Source organism: Roseovarius sp. (assembly GCF_048262375.1).
Lineage (GTDB): Bacteria > Pseudomonadota > Alphaproteobacteria > Rhodobacterales > Rhodobacteraceae > Roseovarius.
The window spans coordinates 12,117-34,866 of the sequence record NZ_JBLXFE010000002.1; the positions used below are offsets into that span (position 1 = coordinate 12,117).

Genomic DNA, 22,750 nt, shown 5'->3' on the forward strand with positions numbered 1-22,750 from the left:
ATTGGAAAGACAGGTTGACGCAGGAATGTCCCAAAGCGTGTTTTTTTAGGCCGAATGTGGATTTTTCATGGCTCGGGCGCGGGCGGGCATGATAGGTTTCCCTCAAAAGGGCAGGAGCATACAAAAACATGCCGATTTCAAATAAGCCATTGCTTTGTCTGATAGTTCTCATGGCGCTTGCCGCTTGTGAACCGGGCACGATCAGCAAGGGCGCGGATTTTCAACGCAATTACAGCGTGGCGCGCAAGGCATTGGAGCAGGGAAATTACGACAGTGCCATTCGCAGCTATGCCGTTCTGATCCAGAATGCCGGGCCGCTGGAGCCACGGTTGCGGCTGGAATACGCGCATGCGCTGTTGCGGGCGGGGCGCTATGATGAGGCCGCACAGATCGCAAACGGTTTGGCCGCAGGCACAACAGGCAGCGGCCGGGCGGCGGCGCTTGCGGTGAGTGGCACGGCGCAGCATGAAAGCGCGCTGGCAGATCTCAGCGCGGGGCGCACCGGGGCCAGCACCTTGGCCAAACTGCGCGCGGCCGATGCCGCGCTCAAGGAGATGCTGTCGATTGATGCAGGCCTCGATCCGCTGGGCGCGATGGCGAGCCGTCGTGCCGATATCGCGCGCGATCTCAAGCGCTTGGGCGCCGGTGGTTAGAACAGCGGCCAGCCTGCGGCAAGGTCAAGTTCGCGGGTGATCTGCCAGCCCTTGTCTATGGCCGTGCCGGACTGATCCAGGGCGCGCAGCCAATCCTCTGGCAGCGCCCCCACGGGATCAATACGCAGGTCAAGTTGCGCCATGGCATCGCCAAACCGCCCCGAAAGCGTGCCGCTGGCGCGGATTACATCGCCGTTGAGCGAAAACGGCGCACGCCAATTGCCTGCGTCAGAGGTCAAAACCACCTCGGCGTGGCCGATCTCGACACCGGCCAGCCGCGCCCCGGACCAGTCAAGCACGGCATTGAGGCGTTGCAACCTGCCCTGTGGCAGGGTCAGATCGGCGCTAATCCCCTTGGCCAGAACCAAACCGCCCAGTGGCCAGCCGTCGATCAGAACGGGCCAGTCCGCCAGCAGTATTTCCAGACCGGCGGCGCGCAGTTCAGCATGGTCAAGGGCCAGCGGCAGGCCAAGTTCCCCCTGCCCCGTCAGTCCCGGACCAGACAGCCCGATGGACCAGAGCGCGCCGGGCGACGCCAGCCTGTCAAAGCGCCATGTCAGATCAGCCGCGACCGGCCAAGGCACGGGTTGCAGCCCGCGCGTCTGACCGCGCCAGAGCGAGGATTGATCCTCGGCCCCGGCGAGGGCGGCGGGCACAAATCCCGGTGCAAGTGCACGCAAATGAGCCAGACGCCCCTCGCTCAGCATCGCGAAGACGAGGCCAAGCAAGAGCCCGGCGAAGATCAGCGCCGACCGCCTCATTGCACCGGCACCAGACGCAGGTCGGCGGCCACCACATCGGTACGCGCGCCACGCTCAAAGGTGAAGCCGGCCAGATCGTAACCCCAGATATCGTTCTGAGCGGTCAACCATTCGGCTAATTGGGTAAAGCGCACCGCGTCAAAGCGGAGGGTGATGCCGCCGTCGGCCGCATTGGCCAATTCGCTGGCCGCCTGACGCAGGCCTGCGTCGCGCAAACTGGCCTCGATGCCGCTGATGCCGACGGGGCTGGTTGCGCGCGCAAACTGGGGCGCGCGGGCCTTATCGCGGGTCAGCGTTGCGTATTCCACCGCCCGGTCCGCGACCCAAAGCTCTGTGGCGCGGGCCTCGGCCACTGCGGCGCGGGCATTATCGCGGGTTTCAGCCAGCGGCAAGGCGATGCCATAGACTGCGCCGATTGGCAGCGCGATCAGGACCAAAAGCGCGACGAGCCAACGCTCGCGGGGGCTGAGGCCCAACAAAAAGCTGGTAAGCCGATCCATGAGGGCGCTCATCGCTCGGCTCCTGTCTGGGTCACGGCCATGGCAAGTACGGCCTCAACGCCTGCGTTTTCGCGGGTAATGGATTGGGCGACGCGCGCCTGTGTTCCGGCAGTGCGCAGGTCCGCCACAAGCGCATCGAGTGCCGCGAAATCGGTGATCTGCAGGTCTATGACCAGCCCCGCACCGGGCTGATAGCTGACGCGGGTTATGGTGGTCTCGTGATTGCCCAGAACCGCCCCGGCGCGGCGCAGCACGTCGAGGGGGCGGGCCTCGGTTTCCACCTTGGAGCTGGCGGTGCTGGCGCGGTCCATGGTTTGCGCCACCTGACTGCGAATATCGAGAATGGGGCCGGTGGGGATCATCACCTGTCGCAGAATGCGTTCGGAATTCTGGCGATACGCAAGGCCTTGGGCATTGAGAGCGCGGGTTTCGATCATGGCCGCAACAATCCAGCCCGTGAGGCCCAGCAAGGCAAGGACAAAGGGCAGGCGCAGGCGACTGAGCGTGCGGCGCATCTCGGCGCGCTCTGCGCCGGGGTCTCGGGCGAGATCGAGCGTGAGTTCGTTATGGGCAAAACGAGAGGGCGCGGTGAGGCCATGGGCGCTCAATTCAGCGGGATCGGTGCAGACTGGCAGGTTTTGCGCCGCCAGAAAGTTGTCGATGTCTGGCAAGGCTGGACCTTGGCGCAGGACCGCGCGCGGCACTGTCAGACGCGCCGCCGCTTGTAGCAGGGCGAGCGCCAGATCGGGTTCGGCGGCAAAGCCGTCCTCGGGGCCAAGGCGGGCCTTGACCATGCTCTCGGTCGTCTCGATCACCCAGAGATCCGGAGCGGCGGGCAAGGTGAGGTAATCCGGCAGCACCGCACGACAGAGCGGGGCGGCCGCCCCGAGCGCACGCAGCCATTCGCGCCGGGTGTCCGCATCCGTGATCAACAATCGCGTCCAGAGTTCAGGCGCAACGCCAAGCCGGGCGGGGCGGATATCAAGCCCTGCCTCGGTCCCGCCATAGGCATCGCGCAACTGGCGGCGGGCCACGCGGTCACGGGCCTGCCCCTTGAGCGCGGAGGGCAGATCAAGCGGCACAAGGGGTGCCGCAGACCCGGGCACCGCCGCCACAAAGGGACCGCGCGGCGGCGGTGCCCCGCCGGTCAGGTCAAAGACTGGCAAAGGCGAGGATTGGCCCCGCGATTTCCGGGTAAGGGTCAGGGTCATGGGGTAACCGTCCGGCGGTGTCTGATGGTGACGGCCCCGGTGAGGGCCGAGCGTTCAACGGTGAGGATGCGGCTTTGGACGCGGCCGTCAAGCACTACGTCGAACCGCGCTTCGAACCAGTCGGTTGCAGTGACAAAGCCGCCATCGGGGGCCAGCGCCTGCGTGATCACACGCGGATGCAGCAAGTGTTCGGCACGCAGTTCAAAATCGCTGGTGTCAACAAAGGGGACACGGCCCCGATCCGCCAGCAGTTGCGCCACGCCCGCCGGGTTGGTGGCGGGCAGCATCGCGCCCAGAACCTCGGGCGAGGCAGTGTTGACATTGAGGCCGCTCCCGGCGGGCAAGGCCGCGACAAACGGCAACAGGCGGGCGTAGCTCTCGGCGGTCATGCCATTCACAAGGCGCAATTCCTCGATCCGGTCGAGCGGCGCACCAGACGGGCGCAGCGGCAGCGGGCGGCTGGAATATTCAGCGACAAGCGCCGGACCGCGCGCCTGAACAAATCCCGCGATATCGCGCCCAAGGGTCAGGGGCAGGCCAAGGGTGGCCAAGAGCCGGTCAAAGGATTGCACCGCATTGAGATCAGAGGGGTCGCTCAGGCTGTTGATGTTGTAGCGGCCCTGCAGGTCAGAGATGGTGCCGATCATCTGAGCGCGGTCGATATCGGCCTGAAACCCGGCCAGCGACCAGCCTTCGAGCAGGTGGTCGATATTCTGATCGCGTTCCCAATCGGCACGCAACACCGGGTCAATCAGCCATTCAGCAGCATCGAGATGCAGCGCCGCCTGTTGGCTGATTTGCAGGTGTTCGACGCGGGTGCGGCTGGTTTCGGCGCGCAGCATGAGACCGGTGGCAATGGCGGAAATCGCCGCCACCAGAATGAGTGCGTTCAAGAGGGCGATGCCACGATCCGCTTGGCCGGGGTGGGTCATGGGTAGGCCACCACGATACGCAGAGGGCCGTAAGTGATTGATTCTATTTCCACCGATATCGCCTTGGGCAGCGCCGGGCGGAGCGCGAGATCGGGCTGGCCCCAATCGGCAACCCAGCCTTCTTCGAGCCCGGCATAGGCGCGCAGGCGCAGGCCTGCGACCTGCTCGAACACGGTGGTTTCCGGGGCAAGGGCCTGATCCGAGGCGGGGCGCAGCACGGGCCAGATTTGCCGGGTCAGGCGATCCGCCTCGCGGTCATGCCGCCAGATCACCCGCGCCTGCCCCGCCGCCTGCACCTCGGGCAGCACGCCACGCCCTGCGGTGGTCAGGGCAAAACGGCCCTCTGGCCCGGTGAGATCAAGCAAGGCAGGATCGGGGTCCAGCGCATCTGGTGGCCAGAAGGGCATGGCAGCGGCGGATTTGAGATCCTCGCGCAGAAGGGTAAGGCCACGCGCGAGCGCGGCGGCCCGTTCATCCGCCTCTGTCAGCCGGTCGCGGGCGCGCATCATGCCGCTGAGCGCTTGCAGCCCCATGACAGCCACGAGGGCAAAGATTGCCAACACCGCCACCAGTTCCAGCAGCGTAAGGCCCCGGTCTGATGCCGGGCGGGTCATTGCACCACCTCGGTTCTGGCAATGACGACAAGGCGCGCACCGGGCTGATCCGGGGCGCGGGCGAGGATTGTGGCCTCGGTGAATCCGGCACGGGTGATCCCCTCGGTAATCTCAAGCTGCCAGGTATAGGGGCCAAAGGTGACGCTGCGCGGCAAGGTCGTGGCGGCGCGCGCGCCCAAGAGGCGGTACTCCTCGGCCCGGTTCAAAGCAACCTCGAGCGCCATGACGCGCGCCGCCTCCCCGCCCAGAGCACGGCGCGCCTGATCGGCGCTGCGCAGGGCCGCAATGGTGCCGATGGACAGCACGAAAACCGCGATCACCAGTTCCAAGAGGGTCACGCCCCGCGTTCCATGATCGCGGTCGCGGTTCATGTCTTCTCGCAGTCAAGACCGAGGAGGCCCGCAGACCGGCAGCGGCTGAGGGTTTCGTTGCCGATAAAGGTGACCTCAAAGGGGGTGACCTGACCGTCAGGGAGAAAGGTGATGTCGGGGCGCGGCGCGCGCGGCAATTCGCGTGGCAGGATCGGGCCATCCGGCCCTTCAAACCGCGCCTCACCACGAAATTTCTGTTCTCTGCCAATTGGTTGCCAGCCATCCTCGGGGGCACCTGGGGCCGGGGGCAGCAGCACTTGCCAGCCCTCGGGGACCAAGAACATCCCCTGCGGGGCGGCACCCAGAATGGCCGCGTCGCGCAGGCGGTCATAGGCGGCGGCAAAGCGGATCACATCGCCCTCTCCGCGGCTACGATCGGTGATTGAAAACGTGGCCGTGACCGACAGCACCGCAATCACTGCCACCACCACGACCATTTCCAGCAGGCTAAACCCGTCGTCGTCAAAAGAGGCGGTTATTCGCCCCATGACCCGATATCCGCATCCGCGCCGCTCCCGCCAGAGACGCCATCAGCCCCCAAAGTGAAGATGTCAAACTCGTCATGCACGCCCGGTTGCAGGTATTGGTATTCGTTGCCCCATGGATCCTGCGGCAGGCGGTCGATATAGCCGTTGGCGGCGTAATTCTGCGGCACGGGAGCAGCGGTTGGTGCCTCGACCAAGGCGCGCAGCCCCTGCTCGGTAGAGGGATAACGGAAATTGTCGAGTTTGTAGAGTTTGACCGCACCCGACAGCACGGCGAGATCGGATTGCACGCGCGCGACGCGGGCCTGATCGGGCCGGTCGATGATCCGAGGCATGATGACCAGCGCCAAAATCGACATGATGACCACCACGACCATCAGTTCGAGCAACGAAAAGCCGGCATCGGCAGACGCACGGGACGGGCGGCGTGACACATTGATTTGCATGGTAAAATCTGTCCGTAAATGCGTATAGAGTAGGAATTATATCATAGAGTACGCGCAGCGGTCTTACAATCGCTGCCGTGCCCCCTGCCCGGTTTTTCCCGCATTGGAGAGCACATGCCCGGAACCGTCCCACTGGCCTTTTTCCTGATCCTGAGCGGGGCGGCGGTCGGGTCGTTTCTGGCCGCTTGGGCGGACCGATTGCCGCGCGGGGAGAGCATCGTCGGGCCGCGCTCTTGTTGCCGGTCCTGCGGCGGGCAGATTGGCTGGCGCGACTTGGTGCCGGTGCTGTCTTGGCTCTGGTTGGGCGGACGCTGCCGGGGGTGCGGCGCGGCCATCCCCAAGCGTTTGTTCTACGCCGAGGTGGCGGGCATGGCGTTGGCGATTCTCGCCGTCTGGGTCGCGCAGTCGCCCGCGCATATGGTGTTGGGGGCCGTCTGGCTCTGGGTCTTGATGGGGTTAGTATTATGTGATCTGGCAGCGTTTCGCCTGCCGGATGGATTGACCGGGTTGCTGTTTCTGACCGGCTTGGGCCTTGCATGGGAAGACCCGGTGCGAGATTTGCCGGGCGCAGTGGTGGGGGCTATAGCCGGGGCCGGGGCATTCTGGACGCTGCGGATCTGTTATCGGACCCTGCGCGGGCGCGAGGGGCTGGGATTGGGCGATGTCAAGCTTATGGCCGGGATCGGGGCCGGTCTGGGCGCGATGGCGCTGCCGGTTGTCACATTGGTTGCGGCCATGCTGGCGATAGGCGTGGCCGGGATCATGGCGCTGCGGCGCAGGACGCGGCCCGAAGGCGATCTGGCGATTGCCTTTGGCGCTTATCTGGCGGCGGCGGCGGCTCTGGTCTGGATCTGGCCGCTGCTTTGAAAAGGCACGGACGACAGGTTGCCCTGCCGTCCGCTACGTACCACAGGCCCATTACTCAAAACCTAGGGTACGATCCAATCACTGACCACGCGATAGCCAACGCGCTCTTCGGGGGCCAGTTCAGCAATGTATGCCCCCTTGGAGGCAAAGCGTTGACCCGGTCCAAGACCCAATTCCGGGTGCGTGCCGGGATTCAGTTCGTTTTCCGCCTCATGTTCGATAATCTCTAGCACATAATCGCGGTAGAAATCATTAATTGCGTGCATCAGGCCGAACTGAATCATGGTCAGTGCATAGTAGGTCTGCAACTGGATGCGCGGATGAGTTACCTCAAGCCGACGCGTGTGCATCCAGCCGCGAATGCGGTATTTGCGCGGGTGATAGTGGTCGGGCTTGTCATACGGCCAGACCAGACGGGCCTGTTGGACAAGCGCCGGAGAGAAGGCCGCGAGCGCCGGTTCCTTGGCCGCAGACGGCAGGAAAAATTGCGCATTGGCCGGTGGATTTGCGGCCAGAACGGCAACGGCCTCGTCCACATCCTGTGGCCAGATCACCAGCGTGGCGTCTGGATCCTGCGCCGCGAGGGCCGTGCGCAGCCCCTCAGCCCCGTCATAGGACAGGCTTTCGATGTCAGTGTCGGGCAGGACCATTCCCATCGTCTTGACAAAGGCCTCTGCCGGACGGGTGCCTTGGGGTCCGGTGCCATGCAACTGCACGACACGGGTCGGTGCTATGTCCTGATCGCCAAGGTAAATCGCCAGCGCCTCGGCCTCAAGCGGCAGGCCACGGTTGAAGAACACCGAGTAGCCATAGCGCCCTTCGCCGGGGGTGGGCAATTCGGTATTGGGAAAGATGCACGGCAGGCGTTTGGCATCGCAAAAGGCGCCAATCTCGTCCCATGGCCCCTCAACCAGACCGCTGACCGTGGCGAACACCGGCTGTTCGGCATATTTCGCCTCGAGTTGGGCGCGCCACGTTTCGGGGGCACCTTCGAGCCGCCAAACATGCAGGTTCCAGTAGCGGTAAGCGGAGACGAAATTGGAGCGATAATTGGGCGAGAATGTCGGATTTCGCGTGTCGCCCTCGGTGTCCTTGTTCATCCACTCGAAAAAGAGTTCGAGCGTCCGCACCATTGCATCTGCCGCTGCCGGGTCGGCGCCCGGGTCAATAATGGTGGCAAAATGAATCTCGCGATCGGTTACACCGGGGTCGATGTCAACCGAGAGGGTCTTGAGGAAGGCGGAAAGATTGGCCACATCCTGCGGGGTCATATCATAGCGCGGCATGATCGGGTCAAACACATGCCCGCCTGCGTCCACACCATCCTTGAGCGCGCGCGCCAGCAATTCATCATCATAGGCCGGGCGCATGCGGGGCGCACGTACACGCGCCCAAAAGCCGGCAGGCTGCACCTCTTGGTAGAGGTCCTTGAACATGCGGTTGCGGTTGGGGGTCTTTTTGTCAAAGATCACCGAACCGATGATCGGTGGCACATAATTGCCGCCCTCTGAGGTGCCAAAACCGCTGGGGCGGTGGCAATTTACGCAAGAGAACTGCGCGCCCGAGATTTTCACATCACCCTGCGTAATGCCAGTGATCGGTTGGCCATCGGCGCCGATCCCCTCCCAATAAAGTTTGCGGCCCAGCTCTGCATCGCCCGCCTGTCCGGCACCGGCCAAGAGGGGCACGGCGACAAGAGCCAATGCAAGGCCAAGGCGGTACAGAGTGGCGCGGAGCAGATCAGTGGCCATCAATTCACCTCTGGGTGAAGCAGTTTGTTGTATTCCTCAGCCAGTTCCTCGGAGCCGAGGAGACCTTCAAGGCGGAGCCAGCGTGCGTCCTTGCTGGCGCGCAGGAAGGTGAGCGGGCGGTGATACATCTTGTTGTCGCCCTTGTAGATCGCATCAAAGGCGCGCACGACGGTAAAGATGTCGTCAAATTGTCCGGTCAGCAAAACCCAGTTGTCACGCGCGGCGTGCAGCTCTGCATAATCGCGCAGGCGCGTGGGCGTATCATATTCCGGGTCGATCGAGATCGACACCATGAGGTAATTTTCGTCGATCGCGACGAGATCCTCTTGGGTCTGGCCAAAGGTTGCGCTCATCACCGGGCAGATCGTGGCGCAACTGGTAAAGATGAAATTGAGCAGGACAGGGCCGTCAAAGGCCATCAGGTCGGCAAAATTTACCTTTTGGGCATTCTGATTGCGCAGGGTGACGTCAGGCATCTGATAGTCCTGAAGGCTGCGCTTGTACTGGAAGCCATCCGGGCTCATCGCGATTCCAAGGGTATTTTCATCGTCCATGCCAAGATGAGTGGGCATGCGGTGCTCTGCTGTGGCGTGGTCGCCATGGCCAACTGTGGCGTCGTGGCCTGTGTTGTGATCGCCATGGCCCGCCGAATGGTCGTCAGTTTTGACTGCGCCGTGATCATGGCTGTGCTCTGCGGTCTTATCATGATCGGAATGATCGGCGCTGACAGGGGCCGCGAACGTCAACAACGCCAGACTGAGGGCACAGGCAGGCGCGGCGCGAAATACAGCTTTGATCTCGTTCATTCCAAGTCTCCGTCGAGAAAGTAATGTCTCAAAATGAGAGAGGCATCGGCGGGAAAGATACCGCCGATGCCAGGGTTCATTGCAATCGCTTAGTGGACAGACCACACGGCGGTATCGTGGTGCAACGCATCGAACTGATACATGCGCAACCGGCGAGACGGCTCGTAGCTGAATTCCACTTCGAGATGGTGTTCACCGATACCATCGATGTTCACATAGTCATTCATCTCTTGCTGCATGCCACCCCAAGCGAACTCAAAATTGCTCGGGACGACACCGTTGCCATTGGCGACTTGCCATGCGCGGTCGCTGACCGGCGAACGGGGCGCATCATCCGGACGGGTTGCCGGCGGCACGGGGATCGGACCACCGCCTGCGACGTGGATCCAGAAGTAGTTGCGGCCAAAGGTGAACATTGGACCAGCACCCCCGAGTGGCAGCGTGTTGTGGAACGTATTTTCCCAGCCACGCAGACCACCGAAGTCCACCAGAACATAGGCGTGCACATAATAGTCGCCATTCAGGAGTTGAATGTTGACCTTGTCGCCACGCGTGTCCCAGAAGCCCTCACCCATCCGCACCTCGGCATCGCCATCATGACCCTTGAGCTGGCCATAAATGGTGTTGTTGAGGAACAGAACCGTAACGTCGGCATCCTCGGCCATTTCATAGCCGGTGGGAAGTCTGCCACGGTTTCTCCAGTCGTCAAAGGCCTGACGGATCAGGTGCATCTGCGCCTGAATGATCGAACCGTTGAGACCGCCGCCAAAGTGGCGGTTGGTGCGGTTGATCGTCATGCCACCCATTTCACGGAACATCTGCCACATGCGCTTGGCCGGGGCGGTGTCACCGATCATGCCGATAGCAGCAAGTTTGGCCTCTTCGCTTGCGCGCGGATTTTCACCAAACACGCCACTCTCCGCCGAGTTACGCAGCGCGCCGTTGCGCAGCGGAACCCGCATGTTTTCCGTAACCTGAACCCGAGGCGGGTGCTGACGCCAGCCCCAATGGTAGCTGAGGTTCCAGAAGCGTGCCGGGGGCATCTTCATGTTGAGGGTGTATTCAAGCCCTTCCTGCATCGGGAAGAAGGTCTGGTCCATGCCGATGTTGGGCACACGCGGGAAGGCCGTGCCGCCAGCGGTCATGTCAGGCCCACCAAGATCGGTGAAGTCGAACTCGGTCCAGTCGTCAAAGAACATCGCATAGGGCGCAAAGTCTTCGTGACCACGGTTGAGGATCTTGACCACGTAATGGATGGTCCATTCCTCGTCCGTCACCGCAATCGGATCGATATAGGCGGCGTCCGACTCGATATGGCTGTCATACCAGATCTGGTTGACCGTCACCGATTTGGTCTCGGGATCGACGGCTTTGGTCTTGAGCCCGCCAAGATAATGCAGGATCGGAAAACCTTCGTATTCCCGCTCGCTGAAACGCCCCTTCAGCTCGTTGCCCTCAATGATATCGACGGCCCGCCGCGCCAGAGTACGCATTTCGGATGGGTCTACACGGCGCGGATAGCTGTAGCAGTGCTCTGTCCCGCGGAAGTTGCGGCAGATCTCTTGCGGTTCCGAGATAGCCTCGAGCCGGTCCATGATCCAGTCAAGGTCATCGGTCGGTGAGGTTTTGTCGATTGCCCGGATGACGGGATCGTCATGCAGGTTGTAGGGGTTTTCCGGTGTCGAGGGCAGAGTGTTGGGGATCTCATTTCCCCGACACGTCTTGGCGTTCTCATAGATGGTCGGCAGCATGTTGGGCGGGTTGGTCCCAAAGCTGTCACCTTCCGGGAAAACCGAATAGCCATTCGCTGTCAACAGGGTGGTCGAGTTGCCAACGGTTGTACGCGTTTCAAACGGCACGCGCGGCTGCTGTCCCCCCTCGGCGTGACCGAGTTTGCAGAACATGTTGAGGTCGAAGGGTGTTTGGGCCCAAGCGGGCGCCCCCCCAACCATGGCCGAGGCAGGCAATGCCATCACCGCAGCCAATCTTATGGATTTACGAAACATTTTCATTGTCTCCGATTCAAAATACCGTTCTGGCGCCCCGGTTGCCCGGGGCCCGGGATCAGACTTCGCGGTTATGGTTGCGCGGATCTTTCAGATCGAACACACGTGGCCCGGCCCGGCGCAGCTTTTCGCCAACTTTCGGCGCGGGCTGCGGCATGACCCATGTGACACGCTGCGCGGCATCGTCTGCGCGGATGTCCCAAGGGAAGGACCCCCAGAGGCCGGCGCTGCCATTGCCGTAGAACACCACGTCCACCTTGCGGTTACCGGGCAGGGTCGAGTGACTCATGCGGTACATCCGGAAGGCAAGGTCGGCGCAATGCTGCGGCGTACCAGTCAGGAAATGCCATCCCTTGGGCGCGCCCAATTCCGCGGCATAGGCCTGCATGCGTGCAGGTGTATCATGCTCGGGATCGCGCGAGATCGAGTACACGAACACGTCGCGCCCAACCTTATCACCCAGTTCTGCCACCACGTCAGCCATGCGGCGGGTAATCGGGAAATGCCCTTCGTCTTTAAGGCTCATGAAGTGCATCATGACGACCTTGTTCTCGATGAAGCCCTCGTAAAAGGACATCCCGAGGCCGTCTTGGTTGACCATCATCACATTGGGGAACGAGTCGTTCACCGCAGAGTCGATGACCCCACCGCTGTTGACCGGATTGCAGAGCACCGGCATTTCGTTGGGGTGCAAGTTGGCATTCGCATCACGAAGTTTTGCGAGTGCGGCCTTGCGGGCCTCATCAGCACGCTCCTTGGAGTTACCCGGCGTGGTATAGAACCCGGCGGTCATCCCAGCAGCCGCCGCAACCGGAAGACCGGCCATGAATTGACGTCTGTTTGTCATGTCTTTTCCTCTCATTTTTCAGAGAATTCCTAGAAGGATTCCGCTCAGTCGCCCTGACCCGGCTCCACGATATCCCAGCGCATCATCATTGCGTGGTCTTCGTGAACGACGTTGTGGCAGTGCATCACATGCTTGCCAAAGAAGTCGCGCCAACGGCTAAAGAAGGTTACCTCATCGCCCGGCCCGAGCGAGACCACGTCCTTGCGGGAACGCTCTACCGCACTTGGCGGACGACCGTTGACCTCAAGTATCTGGAACTCTTCGAAGTGGGTATGAACCGGGTGTGCCCAAGCGTTGCCCTCGTTGCGGAAGGTCCAGATCTCGGCAGAACCCTGCTCGATCTTGGCATCCACGCGGTTGGGATCCATCAGGCGACCGTTCACTGTCCACAGGCCGTTGTCGTAGTCAAACACGAACAGACGCTTGCGGCGGACTTCGGACATGCGGATTTCCGGAAGTTTGCGCAGGGTGGCAGGAACGCGCGACGGATCGGGCTTTTTCCGACCTGTGCAGCGGAATTCCATGACCGGCATCATATTCTCGCCTTCCAGCGTATAGCCGGTTGGGCCCGCACCATCGCCACGGATTTCCAGATTGTTCCAGACCTGAACCTTGTCACCGTCCTTGTACTTCGAGAAGTCGATGATGACGTCGAAGCGATTGGCGATCCAGAGGTCAAGCTTGGGTTCTACAATCGGGGCCTCAAGCAAGTTTCCGTCATTGGACAGGACGATGAAGTCATCGAAATAGGGATCGCCGCGGCCCGGTTTGGGAACGACCTTGAGCACCAGACGATACAGACGCGACGGACCGCCGTTGAGGAAGCGGAAGCGATACTTGCGGCGCTTCACGTCCAGATAGGGCTGAATGATCCGGTTGACCGTGATCTTGTCGCCCGTCATGCCCTGCGTGGTGTATTGCAGGCGGTTGGAGTCGAACGTATCCGGCGTCCCTTGCGAGTTGCCGACCTCGACCGGCTCGGAGCGCGGTTCGGGACGCGGCGTCGTGCCATCGGGCGAGAAGAAATCCCAGATCACCTGACCATTCGGCTGGAACATGACATCATGCAGGATCAGCGGAATGTCATACTGACCTGACGGCAAGCGGAACGCGTTGGGATTGCGATCCCGCTCGTTGTTCGAATCCCGCTCATCAAAGATCAGGTAAAAGCCCGAGAAGCCCGCATAAACGTTGGTCGCGGTGAAATCGAGGCGGTGATCATGATACCACAGGGTATTCATGATTTCAGTGTTGTCGAAATCCCAACCATCCGGCGAACCCGCCGGGAAGTTCGCATAGTGATGATCCCAGAATTCGCCGGGATTGAAGAAATCCTGCGGGATACCGTCCGATTCAGAGGCAGTATGGCCATTGTGCAGGTGGATCGTCGGTGACGGCAGCGCAAAGGTCACATTGCCCGACCCAACGGTTGGCAAAAGGTTATTGCGGCGCAGGAAGACCGGCTCGCCATAATAGGCGTGATAGGTCTCGCCCGGCGTGATGCCGTTAAAGCCCCAGTGCCAAGACCCCACATCGGGATCACCAGCGCGGCCCACAACATCGGGAGTTCCATCGCCATAGGGGGGCTGCCAGTGATACTTCCACCGGAATTCGGTCATCACTTCTTCGTAATGCTTTTGCGGCGGGAAATCATCAAAACGCTGATGCCGCTCGGGCTCGATCGGCGGATCATAGGTGTTGGGGTCAACCGGCTGGGCCACTGGCATAATGTTCAGCGGAGCTGTGAACGGCTCGACATCCGGACTTGATTGCGTGACGATACTTGGCTGAAAAGTGTCCGGGAAAACGAGGCCGGTTTGCGGCAATCCGTTTTCGGCACTATCCGGCCATTGTATGATCTCGACCGCCCCAGACTGCGATGCCACGGCTGTAGCGCCCGCAGCCCCTAGGCCGAGCTTTAGTGCGTCTCTTCGTTTCATGCTTTGTCCTCCAGCAGAAAAAGCTTGCGAAAATTACCTGCGCCACGCTCCAGACATGACGCGATCAGCCCCGCGCCAGACATGGCGCGAGAAAAGAGGGCTAAAGGCCCCAAAGGCAAAGCAACCGGTCGGGTTGCCGAATGTCAGGATCGAGCGAACTCGATAAGCTTGGGATGACAGGCCGGAAGGGTGAGTAATGTGTGGCCCGCGCGGATCAGTGATCCGCAGATTTGATAAAATAGCTTAGAGCAATTGCTCCCTGTTACGCACACAAAGACGTGCGCTATTTACGTTGATTTGGTCGTCGATAGCGCCAAAATGACGCGCCTGACTTCCTCCACTTCAACATAAAAATTTGCATGGAACAACGGTAACATTTTCGTGAGTCGAGCGTAATGTTACTTCGTGAGGCCAAATACCCCAGAAACCGCATTTAATAAATTGATTTTATTGATATTTTTTATTCTCGGCAAACAGCCGTGACTGAAACAAAGACCGCTTAAGTTACAGAGATATGTAGTGAATTTAAGATTTAAAGTGCGCCTGAGAAAAAATTCGCTCAGCCGCGCCCGGTGATCCGAACGGAAATGGTGCGCCGCTGCCCGCCGCGCATGATCTCGACAGCGAATTCATCGGTCTCTGAAAGGATCTGCCCGGCATTGACCAGTGTTTCGGGATCGGAAACAGAATAGCCATTTACCCGCAGCACAAGATCGCCTCGGCGCAAGCCGATAAGGTCGTAAACCTGCCCCTCACGCACCCAGAGAATTTCGGGGACCACCTCGCCTGTGCTACCGTTGGCGGGCACCATCCGCACGCTGCCCGCACGCCCCAGAACGCGACGCATGTCTCTCCCGGCGAATGTGCTGTCCGGAATTTCGGCCTCATCGGCCTGCACTGAGCCATTGCTCATCATCCGCGCCATCATCTCGTCCGGGGTTTCTTCGAAAGCGATGAGCATCCGCTCGGTCGCGCGTTCGATCCAGACGCCATCCGGGGCGATCTCGAGCACGGTTTCGCCACCGATCAGCCGGTCGCCCGCCCGGATCAGCCGATCCCCATCGGAAGCCGTGAGAATGGCCCAGCCGTTCTCGCCCCCCGCGACCAGCCCAACCAGACGATATTTCTCGAGCTTCTTCGTGGCGACCGGCGCCTTGGGCGGGTCCGGCACATAGGGGTCGAACACCGTCGGCCAATCCTCGGGCATGGGAGGCTCTGCCGCATTCTCGACGGCGGCGAGGGCTGCGGTGATCTGCACGGGTTTGGGATGCTCTGCGCCCTGCCCCAACAGGGTCAGCCCGATCTGTCCAGCCCCAAAGCCACAGACAACAGACGTAACCAATGTGAGAAGACCCAATCCACGCATTTGCTCAGCCCCGACGAACTGGGTTGCGTGCGCAGGTCATGACAGGGGCGGAACGGCGCGACATCGAGTTTCAATCCTGACAGAGTTCCGGGCGGATCATATAAAGCACTTGGTTGAACAGCGCGATGATAGCCGCAGCAGCAAAGGCCGACAACGGTTTATGCGTCGTGGTTTATGCGTGGCGACGGTCTGACATGACTGGCACTGTCAGCGGCAGCGCCCAATCGACAGGATCGGTACATTCCGCAGCCGGGCGCGCCAGCAGGATCTGGGCATGGAAATGACCTGTGGTCTCTACCCCGTCAGTAACATGTCCGACCGCCTGTGCATTGGCGATTGCACGGGCCTGTTCGGCGGGCCCTTCAAAGCGGCGATGCACAAACGGGGGGATTGGCAGGTTCTGGATCACGAGACCATGCGCACGCAGCACCTCTGCCGCTTCGGGACGTTCATTGCCACGGATCGGTGAGGTCATCACCCAAGGCTTGACCGGGCCACACGCGGCCAACATCCGATCCAGCGCATGTGGCATGAGCTGCGCCACGGACCCGCATTCGACGATCATGTCGCAGCGTGCCAGTTCCGCGCCAAGGGCCTCTGAGGGTGCAGAGCGTTCGAGATCCTCAGTAAAGCCCGTTTGAAAGAGGCCAACGTCACGCCCGTAGGCGATCGCATTGGGCATCACGTCAATTCCCGTGACATGAAGCGGTGGCTGAGACCGGCGCACCCCCGCCAACCAGTCACGATCCAGCGCGATCACCTCTGCGGGGGTCGCCGTATCAAACTCTGGCGCGCGGTAGCGGGCAAAGACCTGTTCAAGGCTGAGATCATGCGCCATGAGCGCCGAGACAATGCCATAGCTGCTCGCGAAATCAACAATCCGCGCCGCGCTGAGCCCGCGCAAGCGCATCATCTCGGCCAGCCCCGCCCGAAAGGCAGCAACCGCATGATGCTGATTGCGATAGCCAAGCCGATCCATCATGTGAAAGTAGGCCCGGCAATCGGGCTGATCATAGGTGTCATCAAAGATCGTGACAAAGCCGGGTTCGGTTGCGTCAGAAGAGGTGGTCATGAATGGATCACTTTGTAATCTGGAGCCGGACCAAGGCCGGCAGTGCGCGCAAAGTCGCCGCGCGGGTCACATATTACAACCAAAATAACGCAAAGTTTCACAGGTGACCACGCAAGCGTGACGCAAACCGCGCGGTTGAAACAATATTTCGCGCCCCTCCGGGGAACGTGACCAACCGTGCGCCGGAGTGGGTTGCGCATGGACACCATGAGGCGCAGTTTGACGTAAACGCCCCGTTTCAGGTCAGGAGACCGCCATGAGTCATGTCAGCACACAGAGCATTCCCGACGCCTCGAAGGTCATGCTGGGCGCAACACTCGCTTGGGTGGCGGTACTGATATACGCCTCATCGAATTCGCTGGTGTCGCTATTGGCCGACATCGGCGCGCAAAATCGGGTGATGGGCCGCAATGTCATCACCTATTGCAATCTGCTGTTTGTCGGGTCGCTGATGTCCATGGTGCCAATGGTCCTGATGTTCTGGCGGGACTGGACATGGGAGAACCTGCACGCGCTCAAGCGCAAGCATTGGGTAATCCTGACGTTCTCGGCGTTCTTTTCCTCGGCACTGACACCGGGGTTGTTCTTTTACGCGCTGGAGCACACCACTGTGACCAATGTGGTGCTGATGGGCCGGATCGAGCCGCCGCTGTTTTTGCTGGCGGCGTGGCTCTTCCTGCGCGAGGAGTTCGAGCCGTGGTCGTTTGTCGCCGGTCTGGTGGCGCTCAGCGGGGCGGTGGTGATGATCCTGATGAACAATCAGGGCACTGAGTTCATGCTTGGCAAGGGAGAGATTGGCGCGCTCTTGGCGACGCTGTCCTATATCGCCTCGACCCTGATCGCACGGACCGGGCTGCGCGGGATCCCGATGGGGATATTTTCCATTTACCGTACCGCAGTGGGCACGGTGTTTTATTTCTTCCTCGCCATCTACCTGTTTGGCCCGAACCATTTCGAGGATGTGTTTCACCCGGTAGTTTGGCAATGGGTCTGGATTTATGCGCTGATCGTGGTGATCGGTGGACAGTTCGCGTGGGCGCTCGGGCTGAAATATGCACGTTCAGGCGATGTGTCGCTGGCCACGTCGTTTTCGCCATTGGCGGCGATCCTGATCGCCATGGTGATGTTGGGAGAAGACCCCGGACCGGGGCTGATCCCCGGCGGCGCGATCATTCTGCTGGCGGTTGGCATCGGCCAATATGGTCGGCTGCGTCGCCGTCACCGCGAAGATTGCGTCATGCGGCAGCAGGCGCAGGACCGTGCGCTCGAGCATGAGGGCGAGGTGAATTTCAAAGGGGCATGAGCGCAGGATATGGACAACCGCCCCCTCTCGCTCAGTGTCATCCCTCAGGACAGGTTTTCTGCCCCGTCAGAAATTGCCCGCAGAGGGATGGCGCTGTTTTACAATCGACCCAAAGGTCGGGCGCAGAGCATCGGGCAATGAGTCATAGTTCTGGAAAATCTCGCCCGCCAGACCGGGCAGCGCCACAGGCGCACCGGTCAAGACCGCAAGCGCCTCTTGTTTCAGGGCCAAGCCATCGGTGACCTCAGGCAGAATGTCTGGCGAAAATCCGGTGATCTCTCGCCCGGCGTCATGGACAGGCATCAGCCAAAGAGCGCCCGGCAGATGTTCCAGCGCGGCGTCGTAGAGGGCAACCGCCTCAGACAGCGCATCCCCCCCCCCGGCGCGTGGATACGGAGCCAGCACACACAGGCCGGACGCATTGGCATGTGCGGAAAAATCACGGGCGGCCCCAAGTGCGCAAACCCGGGCAGTGGGATAGGCCAACAGCATCTCTTGCAACAGGCAGGATGCCGGGCTGGTGATATCCTCAAGATAGATCGTCGCACGCACCCCAGCCGAAAGACGGTGGACGACGGAGGCGATCGCATGGTGGATCACCTGCGCGCCATCCTGTGCCAGAATGACCATCTCCTGGGTGAGCCGCCGGTTCTGTCGGCTGAGGAAAAAGGCAAAAATCTGTTCGGCCATGCCGTTGTAATGCGCGACATTGCGGGTGTCGTGGACGATACGCCCGATATCCACCTCGGCCACAGAATAGCCCGCCGCATGTACCCGCAACATAACATCCAGATCGACGGCGTAATCGCCGGTGAGCTGATCATGCGCGATCACCGATCTGTCAAACACATAAAGCCCCGAGTTGGGCGCACGCAGATGCGACAGGCCGGGGAACATTTGCCGTAGGGCTGGCATGACCAACAGGCGGGTCATGGGCATATTGTCGGCGGGGTCATGCCACGCGCCTTTGACCAGCCCCACACCGGGGGCGCGGGCCGCAGGCATGCGGGCAAAAAGTTCAGTATCGAACTTATCCAGATCAGCATCGACCTTCATCACCCAGTCATACCGCGCGGCGGATATCCCTGCACGCACCGCATATCCCATGCCGGTTCGCGTCTCTGAGATAACGGTCGCCCCGGCCAATCGTGCCTGGTCGGCAGTGGCATCGGTCGAGCCGTTATCAATCACCACGACCTCGCCGACATGCGCCATGTCACGCAGGATCGACACGACGCGCGCGATGGTCTGCGCCTCGTTTCGGGCTGGGACAATGACACTGACCGGACTGCTCATTCGTACTCCTCGGGCGGCAAAACGCCATCTGGCTCAGGTACAAATCTAGTATGCGGAGAGTCACATAACAACACATGATGGTTTCACGAGAGTAAAATCTCTTGTGAAAGCAGATTGCCTAGTTTTTGTTGTATCCGGCTAAAAAGCCAGCGTCGACTGAATAGCACGCGCCCAGCCGGCGGTTTTGACCGTGCGCAATTCTGTGGACATCTGCGGCAGGAACTGTCGCTCCAACGCCCAAGACGCCGCAAATTCCGCCTGATCGGGGTAGAGACCAATGCGCATACCAGCCAGCCAGGCCGCGCCAAGCGCGGTGGTTTCGAGCACCTGAGGACGGTCAACCGGCGCGTTGATGATGTCCGAAAGGAACTGCATCGCCCAATCTGATGCACTCATCCCGCCATCCACTCTGAGAACCGCATCCGCCCCGTGCCCGGCCCAATCATCGCGCATCGCCTGAAGCAGGTCTCGGGTCTGAAAGCCAACGCTTTCAAGGGCCGCGCGGGCCAGTTCAGCAGGCCCTGTGCTGCGCGTCAGACCAAAGATCGCGCCACGACAATCGGGGCGCCAATAGGGCGCACCGAGCCCGGTAAAGGCGGGCACCATCACGACATCCTGATTGGGATCGGCCTGTTCGGCCAAGGGTTGGGTTTCGCTTGCGTGGCGGATCATCTTGAGACCGTCGCGCAGCCATTGCACCACAGCCCCCGCCACAAAAATCGACCCTTCAAGCGCATAGGTGGGCGTACCATTCAGTTGATAGGCGATCGTGGTCAGCAGCCGGTTTTGCGAGACAACTGGCGTGTCGCCCGTATTGAGCAAGGCAAAGCACCCGGTGCCGTAGGTGGATTTGAGCATGCCCGGTTTGAAACAGGCCTGCCCCACTGTGGCTGCCTGTTGATCGCCTGCAACGCCGCGAATGGGGATTTCGCGGCCAAAGAGGTCAGCGCGCGTATGGCCGTAATCGTCGGCGCTGTCGCGCACTTCGGGCAACATCTGCATGGGGATTTCGAGCAGATCACAGATTGTCTTGCTCCAGCGCCCCTTGCGGATGTCATAGAGCAGGGTGCGGGCCGCATTGGTGGCATCGGTTGCATGCACCCGCCCGCCGGTGAGTTTCCAGATAAGATAGCTGTCAACGGTCCCAAAGAGCAAGTCACCCGCCTCGGCGCGGGCGCGCGCGCCCTCAACATGATCGAGAATCCAGCGAAGTTTCGTACCCGAGAAATAGGGATCGAGCAAAAGCCCGGTGCGCGCACTGACCACCGGTTCATGGCCTGCTTCGCGCAAGTCAGTGCAATAGTCAGACGTGCGCCGGTCCTGCCAGACGATGGCGCGGTGAATGGCCTGTCCGGTGTGGCGGTCCCAGACCACGGTTGTCTCGCGTTGATTGGTGATGCCGATGGCGGCGATGGCGGCCCCTGTGACGCCAGCCTTTTCGATCACCGCACGGCAGGTGGCCGCCGTTGTGGACCAAAGGTCATTCGCGTCATGCTCGACCCAGCCAGATTGTGGAAAATGCTGGGCGAATTCTTCTTGCGCGACGGCCGTGATCCGCATGCCTGCGTCAAACAAGATCGCGCGGCTCGACGTTGTGCCTTGGTCAATGGCGAGGATATGGGGCATGGCTCGGGTCCGTTTGTTAAAGCGGTCATCCTCGGGTCTGACCCGAGGATCTCTTGGCCAGAAGATCATCCGGTCCAGCCGGATGATGACCTACGAAGGTGACCACCGGGGCGCGCAGGACGCGCCCCGGTGCCTGTCATTACTGCCAGGACTTGATCAGCTCGTCATAGGCGATGGTGACGGGCTCTTCGTCCTCGTTCTCAAGCTTGGCCTTGGGCGCACCGGGCTGGCTCAGCCAATGCTCGGGGTCCATTTCCTCGTTGAGTTTGGGTCCGATGTCACCTTGGACGCCTGCACGTTCCAGACGCTCCAACACCCGTTCCTGATCAGCGCAGAGCGCATCAAGCGCCTCTTGCGGGGTTTTGGCCCCTGACATGGCGTCGCCGATATTCTGCCACCAAAGCTGGGCCAGTTTCGGGTAATCCGGAACGTTGGTGCCGGTGGGTGACCACTGCACCCGCGCGGGCGAGCGGTAGAATTCCACCAGACCGCCAAGTTTCGGCGCGCGTTCGGTGAAGCTGTCGTGTTGGATCGTCGACTCGCGGATGAAGGTGAGGCCGGTGTGGGCCTTTTTCACGTCCACAGTTTTCGAGGTCACGAACTGCGCATAGAGCCAAGCGGCCTTGGCGCGGTCGACCGGCGTGGATTTCATCAGCGTCCAGCTGCCTGCATCCTGATAGCCGACTTTCATGCCGTCTTCCCAATAGACACCGTGCGGCGAGGGGGCCATGCGCCACTTGGGCGTGCCGTCCTCGTTCATCACCGGCAGGTCGGGTTTCACCGACGCGGCGGTAAAGGCCGTGTACCAGAACATCTGTTGTGCGACGTTGCCCTGGGCCGGGATCGGACCCGCCTCAGAGAAGGTCATGCCAGCCGCCGAGGGAGGCGAATATTTTTGCAGCCACTCGATTGCCTTGGTCACGGCATAGACCGCAGCCGGGCCATTGGTTGCGCCGCCACGGGCCACGCAGGAGCCAACCGGCTGCGAATTTTCATTCACGCGGATGCCCCATTCATCGACCGGCAGGCCGTTGGGTTCCCCCTTGTCGCCCATACCGGCCATGGACATCCATGCGTCGGTATAGCGCCAGCCAAGGCTGGGGTCTTTCTTGCCGTAGTCCATGTTGCCAAAGACTTCACCTTCGACACCGAGATGGCTGAGGTCGCGACCGGTGAAGAATTCAGCGATGTCCTCATAGGCCGACCAGTTGACCGGGACGCCAAGATCATAGCCATATTTCGCTTTAAAATCCGCCTTGTTCTTGTCGTCGTTGAACCAGTCGTAACGGAACCAGTAGAGGTTGGCGAATTGCTGGGTCGGCAGCTGGTAAATCTTGCCATCGGGGCCGGTGGTGAACGACAGGCCGACAAAATCGTCAATGTCGAGCGTGGGGCTGGTCACATCCGCGCCCTCGCCTGCCATCCAGTCGGTCAGGTTGCGCACCTGCTGATAGCGCCAGTGGGTGCCGATAAGGTCTGAGTCGTTGACATAGCCGTCATAGATATTCTCGCCGGACTGCATCTGGGTTTGCAGCTTTTCGACCACGTCGCCTTCGCCGATCAGGTCATGCGTGACCTTGATGCCAGTGATGGCGGTAAAGGCGGGGGCCAGCACCTTGGATTCGTAGCTGTGGGTGTCGATGGTTTCCGACACGACCTTGATATCCATCCCGGCAAAAGGTTGGGCCGCATCAACAAACCACTGCATTTCGGCCTCTTGATCCGCGCGGCTGAGCGTCGACAGATCACCGATCTCGGCATCGAGGAAGGCCTTTGCCGCCTCCATATCCGCGAAGGCGGGCGAGGCCATCAGGCCCAGCGACACCAGCGCGGTGGTTGTTTTCATTCGCAAGTTCATGGTTTCCCTCCCTATGAGAACTCTTGACGTGATTGGTCC

General features: G+C 61.0%; 21 protein-coding genes. 3 read left to right on the plus strand and 18 right to left on the minus strand.

Going from position 1 to position 22,750, the window contains the following annotated elements:
* Nucleotides 1-128 precede the first annotated feature (128 nt).
* Nucleotides 129-653, plus strand: coding sequence for a tetratricopeptide repeat protein (locus ACN0SW_RS02580; RefSeq protein WP_417726335.1), 525 nt, complete (start codon nucleotides 129-131; stop codon nucleotides 651-653).
* On the opposite strand, the gene ACN0SW_RS02585 is transcribed toward ACN0SW_RS02580, so the two are convergent.
* From ACN0SW_RS02585 to gspG, 8 genes are read right to left on the minus strand one after another with little or no spacing between them, the layout of a single operon-like run.
* On the minus strand, nucleotides 650-1,414 hold the full coding sequence (locus ACN0SW_RS02585) for a hypothetical protein (RefSeq protein WP_417726336.1): 765 nt from the start codon (nucleotides 1,412-1,414) through the stop codon (nucleotides 650-652). The two genes, ACN0SW_RS02580 and ACN0SW_RS02585, sit on opposite strands and share 4 nt — an antisense overlap.
* Nucleotides 1,411-1,926, minus strand: coding sequence for a type II secretion system protein GspM (gene gspM / locus ACN0SW_RS02590; protein ID WP_417726337.1), 516 nt, complete (start codon nucleotides 1,924-1,926; stop codon nucleotides 1,411-1,413). The genes ACN0SW_RS02585 and gspM overlap by 4 nt, the downstream gene beginning before the upstream one ends.
* Nucleotides 1,923-3,125 carry a type II secretion system protein GspL gene (gene gspL / locus ACN0SW_RS02595; protein ID WP_417726338.1) on the minus strand — a complete coding sequence of 401 codons (1,203 nt, stop codon included), beginning with the start codon at nucleotides 3,123-3,125 and terminating at the stop codon, nucleotides 1,923-1,925. Before gspL ends, gspM begins: the two co-directional genes overlap by 4 nt.
* A complete protein-coding gene (gene gspK, locus ACN0SW_RS02600; RefSeq protein ID WP_417726339.1) occupies nucleotides 3,122-4,057 on the minus strand; it encodes a type II secretion system minor pseudopilin GspK in 936 nt (311 codons plus the stop codon). The genes gspL and gspK overlap by 4 nt, the downstream gene beginning before the upstream one ends.
* Nucleotides 4,054-4,671: a type II secretion system protein GspJ gene (locus tag ACN0SW_RS02605; RefSeq protein ID WP_417726340.1), complete on the minus strand. Its 618-nt coding sequence runs from the start codon at nucleotides 4,669-4,671 to the stop codon at nucleotides 4,054-4,056. The genes gspK and ACN0SW_RS02605 overlap by 4 nt, the downstream gene beginning before the upstream one ends.
* On the minus strand, nucleotides 4,668-5,042 hold the full coding sequence (locus ACN0SW_RS02610) for a type IV pilus modification PilV family protein (RefSeq protein ID WP_417726341.1): 375 nt from the start codon (nucleotides 5,040-5,042) through the stop codon (nucleotides 4,668-4,670). The genes ACN0SW_RS02605 and ACN0SW_RS02610 overlap by 4 nt, the downstream gene beginning before the upstream one ends.
* The gene (locus ACN0SW_RS02615; protein ID WP_417726342.1) at nucleotides 5,039-5,530 is read right to left on the minus strand and encodes a GspH/FimT family pseudopilin; all 492 of its coding nucleotides are present in this window, start codon (nucleotides 5,528-5,530) and stop codon (nucleotides 5,039-5,041) included. The genes ACN0SW_RS02610 and ACN0SW_RS02615 overlap by 4 nt, the downstream gene beginning before the upstream one ends.
* Nucleotides 5,518-5,973 carry a type II secretion system major pseudopilin GspG gene (gene gspG / locus ACN0SW_RS02620; protein ID WP_417726343.1) on the minus strand — a complete coding sequence of 152 codons (456 nt, stop codon included), beginning with the start codon at nucleotides 5,971-5,973 and terminating at the stop codon, nucleotides 5,518-5,520. Before gspG ends, ACN0SW_RS02615 begins: the two co-directional genes overlap by 13 nt.
* Before the next feature lie 114 nt (nucleotides 5,974-6,087).
* Here gspG and ACN0SW_RS02625 point away from each other — a divergent pair, with 114 nt between their 5' ends.
* A complete protein-coding gene (locus tag ACN0SW_RS02625) occupies nucleotides 6,088-6,840 on the plus strand; it encodes a prepilin peptidase (RefSeq protein WP_417726344.1) in 753 nt (250 codons plus the stop codon).
* Between the two features lie 62 nt (nucleotides 6,841-6,902).
* Here the strand turns inward: ACN0SW_RS02625 and ACN0SW_RS02630 are convergent, their stop codons facing one another.
* The 7 genes from ACN0SW_RS02630 to ACN0SW_RS02660 all read right to left on the minus strand — a co-directional run bounded on the left by ACN0SW_RS02630 (nucleotide 6,903) and on the right by ACN0SW_RS02660 (nucleotide 16,628).
* The gene (locus ACN0SW_RS02630; protein ID WP_417726345.1) at nucleotides 6,903-8,591 is read right to left on the minus strand and encodes a c-type cytochrome; all 1,689 of its coding nucleotides are present in this window, start codon (nucleotides 8,589-8,591) and stop codon (nucleotides 6,903-6,905) included.
* Entirely contained in the window at nucleotides 8,591-9,397 is an 807-nt protein-coding gene (locus ACN0SW_RS02635) for an SCO family protein (RefSeq protein ID WP_417726346.1), read from the minus strand. Before ACN0SW_RS02635 ends, ACN0SW_RS02630 begins: the two co-directional genes overlap by 1 nt.
* 89 nt (nucleotides 9,398-9,486) lie before the next feature.
* Complete coding sequence (locus ACN0SW_RS02640; RefSeq protein ID WP_417726347.1) at nucleotides 9,487-11,403, minus strand: hypothetical protein; 1,917 nt, start codon at nucleotides 11,401-11,403, stop codon at nucleotides 9,487-9,489.
* A gap of 58 nt (nucleotides 11,404-11,461) precedes the next feature.
* Nucleotides 11,462-12,250: an SCO family protein gene (locus ACN0SW_RS02645; RefSeq protein ID WP_417726348.1), complete on the minus strand. Its 789-nt coding sequence runs from the start codon at nucleotides 12,248-12,250 to the stop codon at nucleotides 11,462-11,464.
* A 44-nt stretch (nucleotides 12,251-12,294) separates the two neighbouring features.
* The gene (locus ACN0SW_RS02650; RefSeq protein WP_417726349.1) at nucleotides 12,295-14,190 is read right to left on the minus strand and encodes a multicopper oxidase domain-containing protein; all 1,896 of its coding nucleotides are present in this window, start codon (nucleotides 14,188-14,190) and stop codon (nucleotides 12,295-12,297) included.
* Nucleotides 14,191-14,749: 559 nt separating this feature from the next.
* A complete protein-coding gene (locus tag ACN0SW_RS02655) occupies nucleotides 14,750-15,556 on the minus strand; it encodes a hypothetical protein (RefSeq protein WP_417726350.1) in 807 nt (268 codons plus the stop codon).
* A 172-nt stretch (nucleotides 15,557-15,728) separates the two neighbouring features.
* Entirely contained in the window at nucleotides 15,729-16,628 is a 900-nt protein-coding gene (locus ACN0SW_RS02660; protein ID WP_417726351.1) for a hypothetical protein, read from the minus strand.
* A gap of 256 nt (nucleotides 16,629-16,884) precedes the next feature.
* Here ACN0SW_RS02660 and ACN0SW_RS02665 point away from each other — a divergent pair, with 256 nt between their 5' ends.
* On the plus strand, nucleotides 16,885-17,931 hold the full coding sequence (locus ACN0SW_RS02665) for a DMT family transporter (protein WP_417726352.1): 1,047 nt from the start codon (nucleotides 16,885-16,887) through the stop codon (nucleotides 17,929-17,931).
* Between the two features lie 66 nt (nucleotides 17,932-17,997).
* Here ACN0SW_RS02665 and ACN0SW_RS02670 read toward each other — a convergent pair whose 3' ends face one another.
* From ACN0SW_RS02670 to ACN0SW_RS02680, 3 genes are all read right to left on the minus strand, one after another.
* The gene (locus tag ACN0SW_RS02670; protein ID WP_417726353.1) at nucleotides 17,998-19,227 is read right to left on the minus strand and encodes a glycosyltransferase; all 1,230 of its coding nucleotides are present in this window, start codon (nucleotides 19,225-19,227) and stop codon (nucleotides 17,998-18,000) included.
* A gap of 138 nt (nucleotides 19,228-19,365) precedes the next feature.
* The gene (gene glpK / locus ACN0SW_RS02675; protein ID WP_417726354.1) at nucleotides 19,366-20,853 is read right to left on the minus strand and encodes a glycerol kinase GlpK; all 1,488 of its coding nucleotides are present in this window, start codon (nucleotides 20,851-20,853) and stop codon (nucleotides 19,366-19,368) included.
* Nucleotides 20,854-20,992: 139 nt separating this feature from the next.
* Complete coding sequence (locus tag ACN0SW_RS02680) at nucleotides 20,993-22,711, minus strand: ABC transporter substrate-binding protein (RefSeq protein WP_417726355.1); 1,719 nt, start codon at nucleotides 22,709-22,711, stop codon at nucleotides 20,993-20,995.
* Between the last annotated feature and the right edge of the window lie 39 nt (nucleotides 22,712-22,750).

Bases quoted from the DNA above. Each gene is read 5' to 3' on its own strand.
- ACN0SW_RS02580 (WP_417726335.1), top strand. From the start codon at position 129: ATGCCGATTTCAAATAAGCCATTGCTTTGTCTGATAGTTCTCATGGCG.
- ACN0SW_RS02585 (WP_417726336.1), bottom strand. From the start codon at position 1,414: ATGAGGCGGTCGGCGCTGATCTTCGCCGGGCTCTTGCTTGGCCTCGTC.
- gspM (WP_417726337.1), bottom strand. From the start codon at position 1,926: ATGAGCGCCCTCATGGATCGGCTTACCAGCTTTTTGTTGGGCCTCAGC.
- gspL (WP_417726338.1), bottom strand. From the start codon at position 3,125: ATGACCCTGACCCTTACCCGGAAATCGCGGGGCCAATCCTCGCCTTTG.
- gspK (WP_417726339.1), bottom strand. From the start codon at position 4,057: ATGACCCACCCCGGCCAAGCGGATCGTGGCATCGCCCTCTTGAACGCA.
- ACN0SW_RS02605 (WP_417726340.1), bottom strand. From the start codon at position 4,671: ATGACCCGCCCGGCATCAGACCGGGGCCTTACGCTGCTGGAACTGGTG.
- ACN0SW_RS02610 (WP_417726341.1), bottom strand. From the start codon at position 5,042: ATGAACCGCGACCGCGATCATGGAACGCGGGGCGTGACCCTCTTGGAA.
- ACN0SW_RS02615 (WP_417726342.1), bottom strand. From the start codon at position 5,530: ATGGGGCGAATAACCGCCTCTTTTGACGACGACGGGTTTAGCCTGCTG.
- gspG (WP_417726343.1), bottom strand. From the start codon at position 5,973: ATGCAAATCAATGTGTCACGCCGCCCGTCCCGTGCGTCTGCCGATGCC.
- ACN0SW_RS02625 (WP_417726344.1), top strand. From the start codon at position 6,088: ATGCCCGGAACCGTCCCACTGGCCTTTTTCCTGATCCTGAGCGGGGCG.
- ACN0SW_RS02630 (WP_417726345.1), bottom strand. From the start codon at position 8,591: ATGGCCACTGATCTGCTCCGCGCCACTCTGTACCGCCTTGGCCTTGCA.
- ACN0SW_RS02635 (WP_417726346.1), bottom strand. From the start codon at position 9,397: ATGAACGAGATCAAAGCTGTATTTCGCGCCGCGCCTGCCTGTGCCCTC.
- ACN0SW_RS02640 (WP_417726347.1), bottom strand. From the start codon at position 11,403: ATGTTTCGTAAATCCATAAGATTGGCTGCGGTGATGGCATTGCCTGCC.
- ACN0SW_RS02645 (WP_417726348.1), bottom strand. From the start codon at position 12,250: ATGACAAACAGACGTCAATTCATGGCCGGTCTTCCGGTTGCGGCGGCT.
- ACN0SW_RS02650 (WP_417726349.1), bottom strand. From the start codon at position 14,190: ATGAAACGAAGAGACGCACTAAAGCTCGGCCTAGGGGCTGCGGGCGCT.
- ACN0SW_RS02655 (WP_417726350.1), bottom strand. From the start codon at position 15,556: ATGCGTGGATTGGGTCTTCTCACATTGGTTACGTCTGTTGTCTGTGGC.
- ACN0SW_RS02660 (WP_417726351.1), bottom strand. From the start codon at position 16,628: ATGACCACCTCTTCTGACGCAACCGAACCCGGCTTTGTCACGATCTTT.
- ACN0SW_RS02665 (WP_417726352.1), top strand. From the start codon at position 16,885: ATGAGTCATGTCAGCACACAGAGCATTCCCGACGCCTCGAAGGTCATG.
- ACN0SW_RS02670 (WP_417726353.1), bottom strand. From the start codon at position 19,227: ATGAGCAGTCCGGTCAGTGTCATTGTCCCAGCCCGAAACGAGGCGCAG.
- glpK (WP_417726354.1), bottom strand. From the start codon at position 20,853: ATGCCCCATATCCTCGCCATTGACCAAGGCACAACGTCGAGCCGCGCG.
- ACN0SW_RS02680 (WP_417726355.1), bottom strand. From the start codon at position 22,711: ATGAACTTGCGAATGAAAACAACCACCGCGCTGGTGTCGCTGGGCCTG.